A 12,804-nucleotide genomic window follows, 5' to 3' on the forward strand; every position below is an offset into this window, starting at 1 on the left:
GCACGGACAACACGCTGCCGCGGGTTTCGCGGGCTGCCGTGCAGCCCGCGTGGAAATGCGCGTTCGGGCTGCTAGTGCAGCCAGGTCCAGGAAGAAGTGCTGAAGCGCATGCCTTCAGGATATCCTCCTCGGCGCGTGGCCCGGCGTCAGGCCACGGCCAGGAGGGGTGAGGACCCCGACAGTTCAGCGAAGACCTCCCGGTTGAGCCGGAACCCCAGCGCCGCCTCGTCCACCACTCCCTCTCCTCGGTGGTCCTGCGCAAAAGCGTCCAGCAGTTCCCGGTAACGGTCCTTGTACGGTTTCGCCTTGGGGATCTCCGGGAACGACCACATGGTGAGCATTTCGGCCGGCACACCGTAGTGCCGCGCCACCAGGGCGCCGATGGCCTGGCCGCCGGAGAGGTCGCCCAGGTAACGCAGATAGTGGTGGGCCAGCAGACGTGCCGGGTCCGCTTCGGCGGCCACCTCGGCGATACGGTGCGCGTAGCGGTCGGTCGCCGGCACCACCGGCAGGGACGTATCCGCCAGTCCCGCCCATTCCTTCAGCAGTCCGAGATCGGATTCCAGGGACGCGAGCCGGTCAAGGGCCGGATCGAACAGCTCCGTCACGGCCGGCTCGGCGCGCCGCGCGTCCACGGCGCGTTCCAGCGTGCCGTAGATGACCTGGTACTGGGTCAGAAGCAACACATAGTCCGCTGCACTGCGCTTGCCTTCCATGAGGGAGGCGATGAACTCGGAACTCTCCGCTTCACTGTGGTCCACCCTCGTCGCCTGACGGAGGCTGGAGGAAAAGGTGACGGCTTCGGGAACCATGAGATGGCCTTTCGGTGGTGCGAGTGCTCTGATCAGCAGTGATGCCTATTAGATAACATCCTTGTTGTTTAATTCAATAAGGTTAGCTTACGCTTACTTCGCGGGTTGCGAATCCCGCTGTTTCATCACTCGATTTCTGGAGTTCTCCCATGTCATCCACTCAGCTGCCCTGGTTGCGGCGCGCCTTGGGGGCTGCGACCGCGACCGCAGTGCTCGCCGTCGCGGCCTTCACCGGCGCACCCGCCGCACAGGCCGCCGACCCGGCCACCGGAACCGTCTCCGACGCCACCCTCAGCTGGGGCGTCAAAGAGTCGTTCCGCAAATACCTCCTCAGCCCCATCGCTCAGGGGAACATCACGCCCGCCGGTGGAGTCAGCCAGCAAGCCGGCAACGGCCCCTTCGACTGGAGCGGCGGCACGGGGAGCCTGCAGAACGGCACCGGTTCCCTTTCCTTCCCCGGAAGCGTGCACTTCACCGGCCACGGCGGCCAGCTGGACGTCACCTTCTCCAATCCGACGCTGGAGGTCACCTCCTCCACCACGGGCTTGCTGCGCCTCGACGCCAAAACCAAGGCGTTCGGAGCCAACCCAGCCCTCGACGTCACGCAGACGGACTTCGCCGACGTCAGCTTCTCGCCGCTCGCCATCACCAGCGGCAAACTTGAACTGACGGGCGTCTCGGCCCTTCTGACCGCCAACGGGGCCAAGGCCTTCGCCGGCTTCTACTCGGCCGGTACGGCGCTCGACCCGGCGTCCGTCACCGGAGCCATCACTCCACCGTCGCGCTTCAACCCCCAGACCACTGTCGGCGTGACCTCCGCCGACGCCACCGACGGTCTGAAACTCGCCGTCGGCGGGACCGGCTATCTGGACCTTCCGAAAGCCTCGACGGGCAAGGACGCCGTCGGCGTGTACGCCGCCGTCATCGAACACTCCGCCGCGTCGACCGATGTCAACGCGGGCAACACCCTCGGAAACAACTTCGCCTACCTGCCCGCCGCGGCCCAGGGAGCATTCAACACCGCGGTTTCAGTGCCCATCGCGAAGCTGACCAAGGACGCCGCACTGGACGTGATCCTCTGGTCCGCGCACGGCAACCCCACCGCGGACAACGTCATCTACCGGCAGCCGCTTGTCCTGAGCCAGGCTCAGCGTGAGGCGCTGTTCCCCACCCCCGTCCCCACTCCGAGCACCAGCCACAGCGTCAAGACGGCGACCGCGCAGGACGGCCTCGCCCTGACGGTCAGCGGCAAGGACTACAGTGCCGAGCTGGTCAACGGCGTCTATGTCGGCGTCGTGGACCGCAGCAAGGCCACCGGATCTTTCGGCGCCGCCGACGTGCTCGGAGCCAATTGGGCCCGCTCCCTGGTGAACAACACCTTCACTCAGGACACCAAGAACATCCCGGCCGCTTCGCTCGACAAGGCCGCCGCCTACGACGTCCTGGTCTGGAAGGGACACACCAATCCCGACGCCGGAACAGTTCTCTACCGTGCACCGCTCACCTTGAGCCCCGCCCAGCGCCTGGCGCTCTTCCCCACCACTGATCCCGGCACCGAGAACCCCGGAACCCCGGTGAGCGGAACCGTGACCGTCACCGGCAAGGGGTTCACCAGCCTGCCGCGCGCGTCCACCGGCAAGGACGCCAACGGCGTCTACGTCGCCGCTGTGAAGAAGGGCACCGATCTCTCCACGATCACGATGGAGAACATGCACGACGTCACCATCGGCGAACCTCAGTGGATTCCCGGAGCGCTCATCACCAACGGCGCCTTCAGCACCAGCATCACGATCCCGGCAGGTACGGCTGAGCCTCTGGAGGTCATCACCTGGGTCGCCCACGGACTCGTGACCAAAGAGACGCTGCTCGGGCGACAGGATCTCCTCAGCAACGCCGTGGCCTTCAGCTACAGCCCCACCAGCACTCCGGACGGCTCCGGACAGGGCGGCAACGGCGGGAAGACCCCTGGAGGACAGGGCGTTGTGACTCCCTCGGCCAAGCCGAGGGTCCCGCAGCCGACGAACACGGCCCAGCCCACGACGTCGGGGCGGCTGGATCCGCAGGTGAAGTGCACCGTGGAGCAGACCCCCGGCACCGCCGGCACTCCGTCCCTGAGCTGGGGCGTCAAGTCCTCCTTCCGCAGCTACGTCGTGGGAGGTATCGCCAAGGGCAGTATCGCCACCGGTAACGGTGCCACTGCGAGCGGGGACGGTTTCCTCTGGGGCGCCGGCAGCGGCAGCCTCGACACCGCCGGGCTCGGAACCCTCACCTTCCCGGGCAGCGTCACCTTCACGGGTCACGACGGGCTCTTGAACACCACGATCAGCGGAGTCCGGGTCCAGATCACGGGCGCGAACTCCGGCGTTCTGGTGGCCGACGTCAGGAGCCAGGACATGGAACGCAAGGACCTCTCGGCGGCCAACGTCACCTTCGCAACCCTCCGGTTCGACTCGCTCTCCGGAACCGGAGGCACCGCATCCGCCACCCTGACCGCGGACGGCGCCAAGGCCTTTGCCGGGTTCTACTCGGCGGGCCAGGCCCTAGACGCACTGACCGTGTCCATGACTGGAGCCACAGAGGCCGGCTCCAAGACGGTCTGCCGTGATGCGCACGGCAATCTCGTCAACGCGGACGGCACCGCCCTCGCCTCGACCGGAGCCGCCTCCGCCGGGGTCCTCGGCCTCGCAGCCCTGCTGCTCGCTCTCGGAACGGCAGCCGTCACTCTGGCGGCCCGGCGTCGTGACAGCATCGCCACGCACTGAGTCGTGGCTCGGACCGTCCACCGAGCCGTGACACTCGAGCCCGACGACGGCGCCGCACGGCGCCGTCGTCGGGCTCGTCCTCCGCTACACCGCGGACCCGGCACTTGAGGTGCCGCAACCCCGAAGTCTCAAGGAAGAAATCCGTGAAGTCCCGCAGAACCCTCCCCGCCATCGTGGTGGCCGCCGTCGTCCTCGCCATCGCCGCCTGCTCCCCCGCCGCACCGCAGGCACCCGCTTCAACATCGCCGACGGTCTCCGCACAGACTCCGACGGCGGGCGCCGTCGATGCACTCGGCCTCCGCGGTCCGCGAGAGGCCGCGACGGTGAACGATGTGACGGCGGCGGTTCAGAACCCGCGCCCGGCCCTTCCGGTCACCGTGAAGGACGCCTCGGGCCGGACCGTGACCGTGACCTCGGCGGACCGGATGCTCGCACTGGATCTCTACGGCACCCTGACGGACACGGTGATCGGTCTCGGGCTGGAGAAACGCCTGGTGGGCCGTTCCAATTCCGACACCCAAGCGGCGCTGAAGAACCTTCCCGTGGTGACCCAGGGCGGCCACGACCTCAACACCGAGGCGGTCCTGGAACTCCATCCGGCTCTGATTCTGACCAACACCACCATCGGCAGCGAGGAGAAGTACCGGCAGCTCGAATCGGCGGGCGTCACCGTGGTCCGCTTCGCACAGCCGCAGGGGCTCGACGGGATCGCCGGAGCCATCGAAGCCGTCGGCGCTTCGCTCGGCCTGGGGCAGGCTGCACACACCCTGGCTCAGCGCACCCAGGATGATCTCGCGAAGGCGCGCGAACGCATCACGGCTCTCAAAGCCGCCACCCCGGTCCCGCCGCGGGCGGCTGTGCTGTACATCCGCGGCACCGCCGGAGTGTTCTTCATCCTCGGCAAGGACTACGGAGCTGCCGACGTGATCAACGCGCTGGGTCTCGAAGACGTCGCCGCGGAGAACGGGATCACCCAGCTCAAACCCGCCAACGCCGAATCACTGGTCAGCCTCGATCCTCAGATAGTGCTCGCCATGAAGGACGGCGTCCAATCCACGGGCGGCGTGGACGGGCTGCTCAAGAGACCTGGCATGGCGGCGACCACGGCCGGGTCTACGAAGCGGATCATCACCGCTGCGGACGGTCAGCTGCTTTCCTACGGTCCTCGCACGCCTGCGAATCTGGTGGCCCTCGCCGAGGCGATCTACACCTCCGAAGGGAAGGGCGCATGACGTCCACCGCCACACGGAAGACGGCACCGCCCGCCGCAATGGTGCCCCCGCGAAACACGGCTCCCCGCCCGGGCGGCGCGCGCCGCGGAAGGGCGGTGCTGGTCGCCGCGATCCTCGGCGTGGCGCTCCTCGCGATCATCCTGCTCTCGTCCTCACTGGGGCAGTTCTCCACCTCGCCGGCTCAGGTGGCCGGTTCGCTGGGCCGGGTGCTGTTCGGCGGAGCCGACCCCCTCGGGACCCGGCTGGATGCAACGCTCTGGACCATCCGTTTCCCCCGCACCGCTCTCGCCCTTCTCGTGGGAGCCTGCCTCGCGGTCGCCGGCACCCTCATGCAAGGGCTCTTCGCCAACCCCCTGGCCGAACCGAGCATCATCGGCGTCTCCGCCGGTGCCTCCGTCGGGGCGAGTCTGGCCATTGTGAGCGGTGTCGCCGCCGCCCTCCCGTGGGTTCTCCCGGGCTCCGCCTTCCTCGGAGCGATCGTCGTGACCGGCCTGGTCTGGTCCCTGGCGCGGTCCAACGGCCGCGCCGTGGTCCTGGCGCTCGTCCTGACGGGCATAGCAGTCAATGCGGTCGCAGGTGCCGCTACGAGCTTCCTGGTCTTCCTGGGCGATACCAGCTCGCGTGAGCAGATCATCTTCTGGCAGATGGGGACCCTCTCAAACGCGTCGTGGGAGTCCGTCGGCATCACGGCAGGACTGTTCCTCGCTTGTCTCTTCTGCTGCCTGCCGCTGAGACGATCGCTCGATGTCCTGGCCCTCGGGGACCGGACCGCGTCCGCCATGGGAGTCGGCGTGGAACGTCTCCGGCTGATCACGATCCTGCTCAGCTGCGTGCTCACGGGCGTGGCTGTGGCCTTCGCCGGAGTGATCTCGTTCGTCGGGCTCATCGTCCCCCACGCGCTGAGGCTTGTCGTGGGGCCGTCCCAGCGCTATCTGGTGCCGCTGTCGTGCCTCGGCGGGGCGGTGCTGCTCGGGCTGGCGGACATCGCGGCCCGGACGGTCATTCCGTTCGCCGATCTCCCCGTGGGAGTCTTCACGGCTTTGCTGGGCGGCCCACTCTTCCTCCTGCTCCTGCGCAGGACGCTTCGGGGAACCGGGGCAAGCTCATGAACGCATCGCTGAGCCTCCGGGACGTGAGCGTGAAAATGGGTCCGAAGACGCTGGTGGACGGAGCCGCCGTCGACCTGCACCCCGGTGAGGTGACTGTCGTCATCGGCCCCAACGGCGCTGGGAAATCGACGCTGCTCTCGGTGGCCGCCGGACAGCTGCGGCCGAGCTCCGGGACCGTGTTGCTCGGAGACCGGGAAGTCCACCGCTTCCAGGCGGCTGAGGCGGCCCGACGACGGGTCATGATGCCGCAGGACTCCTCCGTGTCCTTCGCCTTCACCGTGGAGGAGATCGTCAGCATGGGCCGGACTCCCTGGCGAAAGCAGCGGGCCGACGACCGGGCCGCCGTCGCCGGTGCACTCCGCATGACGGGGCTGAGCCATCTCGCCGGACGTGAGGTGACCACGCTCTCCGGAGGCGAGCGTCAGCGGACCGCCCTGGCCAGGACCATCGCCCAGGCCACGCCTGTGACGGCAGGGTCCGTGGTGCTGCTCGACGAGCCGACCAGCGCCATGGATGTGGCCCATGCCGAAGCGACGCTCGCCCTGATGCGGGATCTGGCCGCGCAGGGCGCAGCAGTCTGCACGGTCCTGCACGATCTCGACGCGGCCGCCTCCTACGCGGACCGCCTGGTCTTGATGGAACGGGGCCGGATCCGTGCACAAGGACGGTTTGAGGAGGTCTGCCGTCCGGAGCTTCTGAGCGAGGTGTACGGCACGGCGGTGGAGGTGCTCGACGCCGGAGGCCGCCTCCGGGTCGGACCGGCACGGTCCGCACGGACCGGCTGAGACGGGCGGAAAGACAAGGAAATCATGCGCTTTTCCCTCCTATCGCCCATCGTGCCAAAGGTCTAGATTCGAGCTATAGGCACCATCCAGACCGAGGAGGAATCATGACCGCGAGCATTCCGGAAGTGTCCACGTGCACGGTGGACAACTGCGCCTTCAACCACGAACACGAGTGCAACGCCTACGCCATCACGGTGGCCGGCTCAGCCGACCACGCGAGTTGCGGCACCTTCATCGACACTTCCGCCCTCGGCGGACTTCCGAAGGTGCTGGCTCATGTGGGCGCCTGCCAGCGCGGCGAGTGCGTTCACAACGATCACCTGATGTGTCAGGCCTCCGGGGTCCGCATCGGTCCCGGCACCGATGCGGCGGACTGCCTGAGCTACCAGCACGGCTGAGTCGGCACAGCCTCGTTTTCGGCCAGTCCCCGGTGTCCACCCGGGGGCTGGCCGAGCCGTATGAGGCATGCCGGTCAGCGTCGCCGCCTCATCTCAGACGGCAGTATCCGTCTCCACGAGCTGCGCGAGGGCCGCGGTGACCGCGCCCCAGCCCTCGAAGAAACCGAGTTCCTCGTGGCGGTCACGGGATGCCGGGTCACCGTGCCGGACCACCACGTGATAGTCAGTGCCTTCGGGGTGATCGCTGAGCGTGATCTCGGCCGTCATGGCCACCGGCGCCGGAGCGGCCGGCCTCCATTCACTGTTCACGGCGTTGGTGAAGACCAGCCGTCGGCCGTCCTCGATGACCAGGAAGATCGAGTCGGTGTGAGGGACGAAATTCCGGCCGTCGTCACTCATGCTGGTGACGAACGCTCCCCCAGCCTGGACGTCCAGACGGTCCACCCGGGCGACCGTCGGGGACGGAACCCACCAGCGCTCCAGCTGGGCGGCTTGCGTCCAGGCCCGCCAGACAGCGCTGCGCGGGGCACGGATCACCCGATGAAGGCTGAGGTCGAGTCGCGGGTCGAGCGTGGTCATGATTCCTCCTGGGTGGTGATGACGAATTGTTCGAGCCGGTCGGTGCGCTGTTCCCAGAGTCCGCGCTGCTCGGCGAGCCAGTCGTCCACCAGGGCAAGGCGTCCACGATTGAGCCTGCAGGTCCGCACGCGGCCTGCCTTGCTCGTGCGGATCACCTCGCTCGCCTCCAGCATCCTGATGTGCTTCAGGAAGGATGGCAGGGCCATCGCGAAGGGCTCCGCGAGCTCCCCGACGCTCGCCGGACCCCGGCCGAGACGACGGATCACCGCGCGTCTGGTCGGATCGGCCAAAGCGATGAAGACATCGTCCAGCACACCATACTTAGCCATATAGCTAAGTATGGTGTGCTGGTGAACGCATGGCAAGAGGTGCGCCGCGGCGTAGGCTGGCAAGGAGTTCCCGTGGAAAGGACGAACGGATGGCCAGTCGGCTGGAGTGGGTCACCCTGGACAGCGCCGACCCGCGCAGCTTGGCGGAATTCTGGTGCGATGTTCTCGGATACGTCATCTATCAGGACAAGAACGGCCTGACCGTGGAGATCGGGCCGGATCCGGAGTCCCCCGACGAGCAACGCTTGGCGGAGCTGCGCCGGGGTCCTGCGGTTCCGAGCATGGTGTTCGTCCTGAGCCAGGATCCGAAAGGCCACAAGAACCGCCTGCACTTCGAGATCACACCGATCGATCGCCGCCACGACGAGGAACTGGAACGGATTCTCGCGCTCGGAGCCGTGCGCACGGACATCGGGCAGGAGGAGAACCAGTCCTGGACGGTGCTGGCGGATCCCGAGGGAAACGAGTTCTGTTTGGCTCGCAGCCTCGCACCAGGCGAGTTCGAACTGTAGAAGGGGCCTGCGCTTTTCACGAGAGGGACGACGCCGGGTGGTGTCGCTCGGAAGCGAGAGGCGGTAGTCTCCGTGCCAAGGCCCCGAAGCCGGACGGCTGAGGAGTTCTCCTGATCCGCTGGCCGGAAGGACCGAGATACCCGATGACCGACAAGATCGACTTCAAGAAGAGCCTCGACAGCTATCAGGCCGTGCGCGGGGATTTCCGGGTGCTGGAGATACCGCAGATGCGGTACCTCATGATCGACGGCCACGGCGACCCGAACACCTCACCGGCCTATGCGGCGGCGCTGGCCGCGCTCTACCCTGTGGCGTACAAACTCAAGTTCGCCAGCAAGAAGGAATTGGGGCGCGACTACGTCGTACCGCCATTGGAAGGCCTCTGGTGGGCGGAGGACATGGATGCCTTCACCACCTCGCGGGACAAGTCACGCTGGGAGTGGACGATGATGCTCATGGTTCCTGAATGGATCGATGAGTCGACGTTCGCCGACGCATTCGCTCAGGCGGGGGCGAAGGCCCCACCTGAGCGTCTTTCGGAGGTGCGCCTTGAGACGTTGTCCGAGGGCCTCAGTGTGCAGACGCTGCATCTCGGATCCTTCGACGACGAAGGGCCGGTGCTCCAGCGGATGCATCATGAGTTCATACCCGGCAACGGCTTCCAGCTCAGCGGAAAGCACCACGAGATCTACCTGAGCGACGCCCGCAAGGTCAGCCCGGAGAAACTACGGACAATTCTCCGGCAACCGGTGCAGAGGGCATGAGCTGCGGGTGCGCCGGAGGCCATGCCTCCGGCGCACCCGCGCTGAACGGCTTCGCCGCGCCCAGCCGGTTCACGGCAGTCTCAGGCCGCGCGCCGCGTCTCTGGCGCGGGCCTGCGTAAGAACACCGCGACCAGGAGTGCCGTGACCAGGCACAGACCGGCATTGACCCAGATCGCAACGATCACACCGTGCAAGACGGCCGGGGCATCGCTCGTCCCGGCCGCCAGCAGTTGCGCCGTGAAGATGGCGCTCATCACCGGAATCCCCATGGTGATTCCGATCTGCTGACTCATGGTCGCCAGGCCTGTGGCCAGGCCCTGCTCGGCGTCCGGAAGGCCCGAGGTCGCGGTGACCATGAAGCCGACGATGACCACCAGATTCGCCGCTCCGCCGATGAAGCTCGCGATGAGGAGCAGGGCCAGAGAGGCCGCGCTCGGGGTCAGAAGGACCAGGACTCCGGTGGCAAGCGCCTGGACGATGAAGCCGTAGACGATCGCCCGCTTGTTGCCGGCCCTGGCGATGACCTTCGGTCCCAGGATCCCGCCGAGCACAGTGCCCAGACCCAGCACTGCGAACGACAGTCCAGCCCCGAGCGGCGAATATCCGAGCACTCTCTGCAGATAGAGGGTCAGCAGGAAGACCAGGGAGGTCTCGGTCACGAACGCAAGAACACCGGCGATATTGCCCCATGCGATGGCGGGACGGCTCAGGACAGTCAGGGGAACGAGCGGAGAATCGGCGCGCCGCTCGATCGCGACGAACGCCACGATGAGGGCGAGGGACGTCAGTAAGGAGACCACTGTCAGAGGGGCCGTCCAGGAATGCTCGGCGGCGTTGCTCAGGCCGAAGACCAGCGCCAGCAACCCGAGCGTCACCGTGACGGCTCCTGGGACGTCCAGGCGTGTTTTCCCGGATGGCCGGCTCTCCGTCAGGACCGCCGGAGCGATGAGCAGGACTGCGACGGCGACTGGGACGTTGATGAAGAAGGCCCAGCGCCAGCTCAGCAGATCGGTCAGCAGACCACCGAGGATCGCACCGGCGGTGAACCCGGCCGCCATCAGGGATCCGTTCAGGCCCAGGGCCTTCTCCCGCAGCCGCCCCTCCGGGAATGAGCCCAGCAGCAGGGCCAGCGCGGACGGGACGACGATCGCCGTCGCGATGCCCTGGCCGACACGGGCCAGGATCAGCAGTGCCGGGTCGAGGGCGAGACCACCGGCAAGCGAAGCAGCGCAGAGCAAGGCCATGCCGATGAAGAACATCCTGCGCCGACCGGCCAGGTCCGCCACCCTGCCGAACAGGAGCGTGAAACCCGCCGCGCACAGCGAGAACGCCGTCGCGATCCATTGCAGGTTCTCAAGAGTGAACCCGACGTCCGCTCCGATGGCGGGCAGAGCCACGTTGAGGATGGAGAAGTCGACGGCGAGTGTGAAACTGGCAGCCAGAAGAACGCTGAGCGCCGTCTTCTGGCGGCGGGTCATCTTTTCTGGAGGGACGACGCCGGACGTTGGCTGCGGGTGTGCGGCCCCTTCCGTCGTGATCGTCGAATCCGAGGTGGTGCTCATTTCCTGGTGTTCCTTCTGTGGGGCTACAGCCGTCTCCGCGGCTCCGTCATTGACCACGGTGCTCGGTTCGGATGCAGGCAACCACTCCCTGTTCTGCCTACCCCTGACAGGGGCAGGACAGAGCCGTGCCACTGTCGGCAGAATGGGACCATGAGCGATCACAGTGAACTTTGGGGAGTTTCTCCGCGTCCGCCGGGCCGCATTGAAGCCCGAGGACGTCGGTCTGCTGAACTACGGCACGCGGCGGGTGCCGGGGCTTCGGCGGGAGGAACTTGCCATGCTGGCGGGCGTGAGCAGCACCTACTACACCCGCCTCGAACAGGGCGTGAGCAGCAATGCCTCCGAGGCCGTGATCGATTCCATTGCGCGGGCGCTCCAGCTAGGTCCGGACGAGCGGACTCACCTGTTCGATCTGGCGCAGCCGGTGAAGGCGAAGCGGCGGACCCCCGCCAGGCCGGACAAGGCCCGCCCAGGAACCGTCCGGCTCATCGCCTCCATGCCGGGCACGCCCGCCGTCGTTCTCGGCCGCCGGAGCGAAGTGCTCGCCTGGAACCGTCTGGGACATCGCCTCCTTGCGGGCCATCTCAGACTCGGGTCACCGGAGACCCCGTCGGACCGGCCCAATATGACGAAGTTGCTGTTCCTCGACCCCCACACCCGGGAGCTCTACGGCCGGTGGTCCGAAGAGGCGGCCCGGGCTGTCGCATCCCTTCGACTCCTGGCCGGACGGATGAACGACGACCAGGAACTGGCCGCGCTGATCGGTGAATTGTCTTTGAAGAGCGAGGAGTTCGCCACGCTCTGGGCCAAGCATCCCGTGGAGAACTGCATGTCCGGTATGAAGTACCTGCACCATCCTGAGGTCGGGGACGTCGAGCTCAACTTCGAGGTGCTGAACCTTCCGGACGATTCCGGGCACCGGGTCCTCATGTACGCGGCGGATGCGGGTTCCCCCGGCGCCGAGGCTCTCCAGCTATTGGGGAGCCTGCTCGAGCAGAGCGCGGCTGCGCCGGATGTGGTCCCGTCGCCACGACCCCGGTGATGCACCTGGCCGACTTCGAAGACAGCAGGACTCGACGCTGCCCGATCGTCATTCACCGCATGAGATACACGACGATGATCGTTGCACCTCTCAGAGGAAGGGACAGCGCCCGCGGCGAGGATGCCAGGCTGGGATGCGGCTGAGCCGACGAGGGGCTGTGAGCCAGAGTGACCAGGAGTCTCCGACGAAATGTCGTCGCCGGAAGCTCCTGGCTATCTACTCAGCGACATCCGGGACGACGATAGGCTTTCAACCCTTCGGGGAACGTCAAGATGGTCGGCCGCGCCGCCGGAGGTTCTCTTCCAGAGAACGGACTCTCGTCCGCTCGTCCATGACAGAGGGAGGCTCAAGCTGGATGATTCCTTCATTCGCCATCGCTTCTGGTTCCGTCCTTGCAGTCGCCCAGCTCCCGTACTGTTTGGACTCGTACTCCGTGTCCCCCGGTGCCAGCTTGATGACAGACCAGGAACGTGCAGACTCTTCGGGCCAGGCCTGAACGAGAACTTCCTCAACCATCGCGCTATCGGCGCCTTCGATCTGCACACCCGCGCGAAGGTGGAATCGTGCTCTGGTGACGGTTTCGTCGCCCGAAACGAGATCGAGAAGCGACTCGTCCTCCCGCTCGGCACCGACCAATCGCACCGGCGCTCCGTCCCGTACAACCTCATCATAGGTCGTGAGGCGGCCGGGCATGATGCTGATTTCGACGACGGCGTCGTATCCATCCATCCCGACGGACGGCATCGAAACGTGAAGATCTATATGAACCAGCACCGGGACCTCACCCAAGCCGCCCGTGAGGATCTGAACGGAACGGTCGGACTGGATGCAGAGCTTGCCTCCGATCACGGCGGCTTCGGTGCCGGCAGCGACAGCACCGCTTAGCCAGAGCGCACCGAATTCCGGAAAAGCACGGTA

14 protein-coding genes are annotated in these 12,804 nt (G+C 66.7%); 9 read left to right on the plus strand and 5 right to left on the minus strand.

Translation table 11 applies throughout. The features are described 5' to 3' along the window. Positions 1 to 146: 146 nt before the first annotated feature. The gene (locus tag ACIPXZ_RS03715; RefSeq protein ID WP_400590791.1) at positions 147 to 812 is read right to left on the minus strand and encodes a heme oxygenase (biliverdin-producing); all 666 of its coding nucleotides are present in this window, start codon (positions 810 to 812) and stop codon (positions 147 to 149) included. 149 nt (positions 813 to 961) lie between these two features. Between ACIPXZ_RS03715 and ACIPXZ_RS03720 the strand changes: the two genes are divergently transcribed. From ACIPXZ_RS03720 to ACIPXZ_RS03740, 5 genes are all read left to right on the plus strand, one after another. Continuing rightward, positions 962 to 3,574: an HtaA domain-containing protein gene (locus tag ACIPXZ_RS03720; RefSeq protein ID WP_400590792.1), complete on the plus strand. Its 2,613-nt coding sequence runs from the start codon at positions 962 to 964 to the stop codon at positions 3,572 to 3,574. 143 nt (positions 3,575 to 3,717) lie between these two features. Continuing rightward, a complete protein-coding gene (locus tag ACIPXZ_RS03725; RefSeq protein ID WP_400590793.1) occupies positions 3,718 to 4,806 on the plus strand; it encodes a hemin ABC transporter substrate-binding protein in 1,089 nt (362 codons plus the stop codon). Next, positions 4,803 to 5,915: a FecCD family ABC transporter permease gene (locus tag ACIPXZ_RS03730; protein WP_400590794.1), complete on the plus strand. Its 1,113-nt coding sequence runs from the start codon at positions 4,803 to 4,805 to the stop codon at positions 5,913 to 5,915. The genes ACIPXZ_RS03725 and ACIPXZ_RS03730 overlap by 4 nt, the downstream gene beginning before the upstream one ends. Then, a complete protein-coding gene (locus ACIPXZ_RS03735) occupies positions 5,912 to 6,700 on the plus strand; it encodes a heme ABC transporter ATP-binding protein (RefSeq protein WP_400590795.1) in 789 nt (262 codons plus the stop codon). The genes ACIPXZ_RS03730 and ACIPXZ_RS03735 overlap by 4 nt, the downstream gene beginning before the upstream one ends. 104 nt (positions 6,701 to 6,804) lie before the next feature. Continuing rightward, the gene (locus ACIPXZ_RS03740) at positions 6,805 to 7,098 is read left to right on the plus strand and encodes a DUF1540 domain-containing protein (RefSeq protein ID WP_400590796.1); all 294 of its coding nucleotides are present in this window, start codon (positions 6,805 to 6,807) and stop codon (positions 7,096 to 7,098) included. A 93-nt stretch (positions 7,099 to 7,191) separates the two neighbouring features. Here ACIPXZ_RS03740 and ACIPXZ_RS03745 read toward each other — a convergent pair whose 3' ends face one another. Beyond that, positions 7,192 to 7,677, minus strand: coding sequence for an SRPBCC domain-containing protein (locus tag ACIPXZ_RS03745; protein WP_400590797.1), 486 nt, complete (start codon positions 7,675 to 7,677; stop codon positions 7,192 to 7,194). Continuing rightward, positions 7,674 to 8,006, minus strand: coding sequence for an ArsR/SmtB family transcription factor (locus tag ACIPXZ_RS03750; protein WP_400590798.1), 333 nt, complete (start codon positions 8,004 to 8,006; stop codon positions 7,674 to 7,676). The genes ACIPXZ_RS03745 and ACIPXZ_RS03750 overlap by 4 nt, the downstream gene beginning before the upstream one ends. Positions 8,007 to 8,095: 89 nt before the next feature. Between ACIPXZ_RS03750 and ACIPXZ_RS03755 the strand changes: the two genes are divergently transcribed. Together ACIPXZ_RS03755 and ACIPXZ_RS03760 are read left to right on the plus strand one after the other, a co-directional pair. After that, positions 8,096 to 8,518, plus strand: a complete 423-nt coding sequence (locus ACIPXZ_RS03755) for a VOC family protein (RefSeq protein WP_400590799.1) — start codon at positions 8,096 to 8,098, stop codon at positions 8,516 to 8,518. A gap of 143 nt (positions 8,519 to 8,661) precedes the next feature. Further along, positions 8,662 to 9,282 carry a GyrI-like domain-containing protein gene (locus ACIPXZ_RS03760; protein WP_400590800.1) on the plus strand — a complete coding sequence of 207 codons (621 nt, stop codon included), beginning with the start codon at positions 8,662 to 8,664 and terminating at the stop codon, positions 9,280 to 9,282. An 80-nt stretch (positions 9,283 to 9,362) separates the two neighbouring features. On the opposite strand, the gene ACIPXZ_RS03765 is transcribed toward ACIPXZ_RS03760, so the two are convergent. Continuing rightward, positions 9,363 to 10,760: an MFS transporter gene (locus tag ACIPXZ_RS03765; protein ID WP_400591085.1), complete on the minus strand. Its 1,398-nt coding sequence runs from the start codon at positions 10,758 to 10,760 to the stop codon at positions 9,363 to 9,365. 247 nt (positions 10,761 to 11,007) lie between these two features. Here ACIPXZ_RS03765 and ACIPXZ_RS03770 point away from each other — a divergent pair, with 247 nt between their 5' ends. Next, positions 11,008 to 11,886, plus strand: a complete 879-nt coding sequence (locus tag ACIPXZ_RS03770) for a helix-turn-helix transcriptional regulator (protein ID WP_400590801.1) — start codon at positions 11,008 to 11,010, stop codon at positions 11,884 to 11,886. A 267-nt stretch (positions 11,887 to 12,153) separates the two neighbouring features. Here the strand turns inward: ACIPXZ_RS03770 and ACIPXZ_RS03775 are convergent, their stop codons facing one another. Continuing rightward, the gene (locus ACIPXZ_RS03775; protein ID WP_400590802.1) at positions 12,154 to 12,615 is read right to left on the minus strand and encodes a hypothetical protein; all 462 of its coding nucleotides are present in this window, start codon (positions 12,613 to 12,615) and stop codon (positions 12,154 to 12,156) included. A 21-nt stretch (positions 12,616 to 12,636) separates the two neighbouring features. Here ACIPXZ_RS03775 and ACIPXZ_RS03780 point away from each other — a divergent pair, with 21 nt between their 5' ends. Further along, the gene (locus ACIPXZ_RS03780; protein ID WP_400590803.1) at positions 12,637 to 12,771 is read left to right on the plus strand and encodes a hypothetical protein; all 135 of its coding nucleotides are present in this window, start codon (positions 12,637 to 12,639) and stop codon (positions 12,769 to 12,771) included. Positions 12,772 to 12,804: the final 33 nt, after the last annotated feature.

It is taken from the genome of Arthrobacter sp. NPDC090010 (assembly GCF_044748305.1).
In the GTDB taxonomy this organism is placed as follows: domain Bacteria; phylum Actinomycetota; class Actinomycetes; order Actinomycetales; family Micrococcaceae; genus Arthrobacter_E.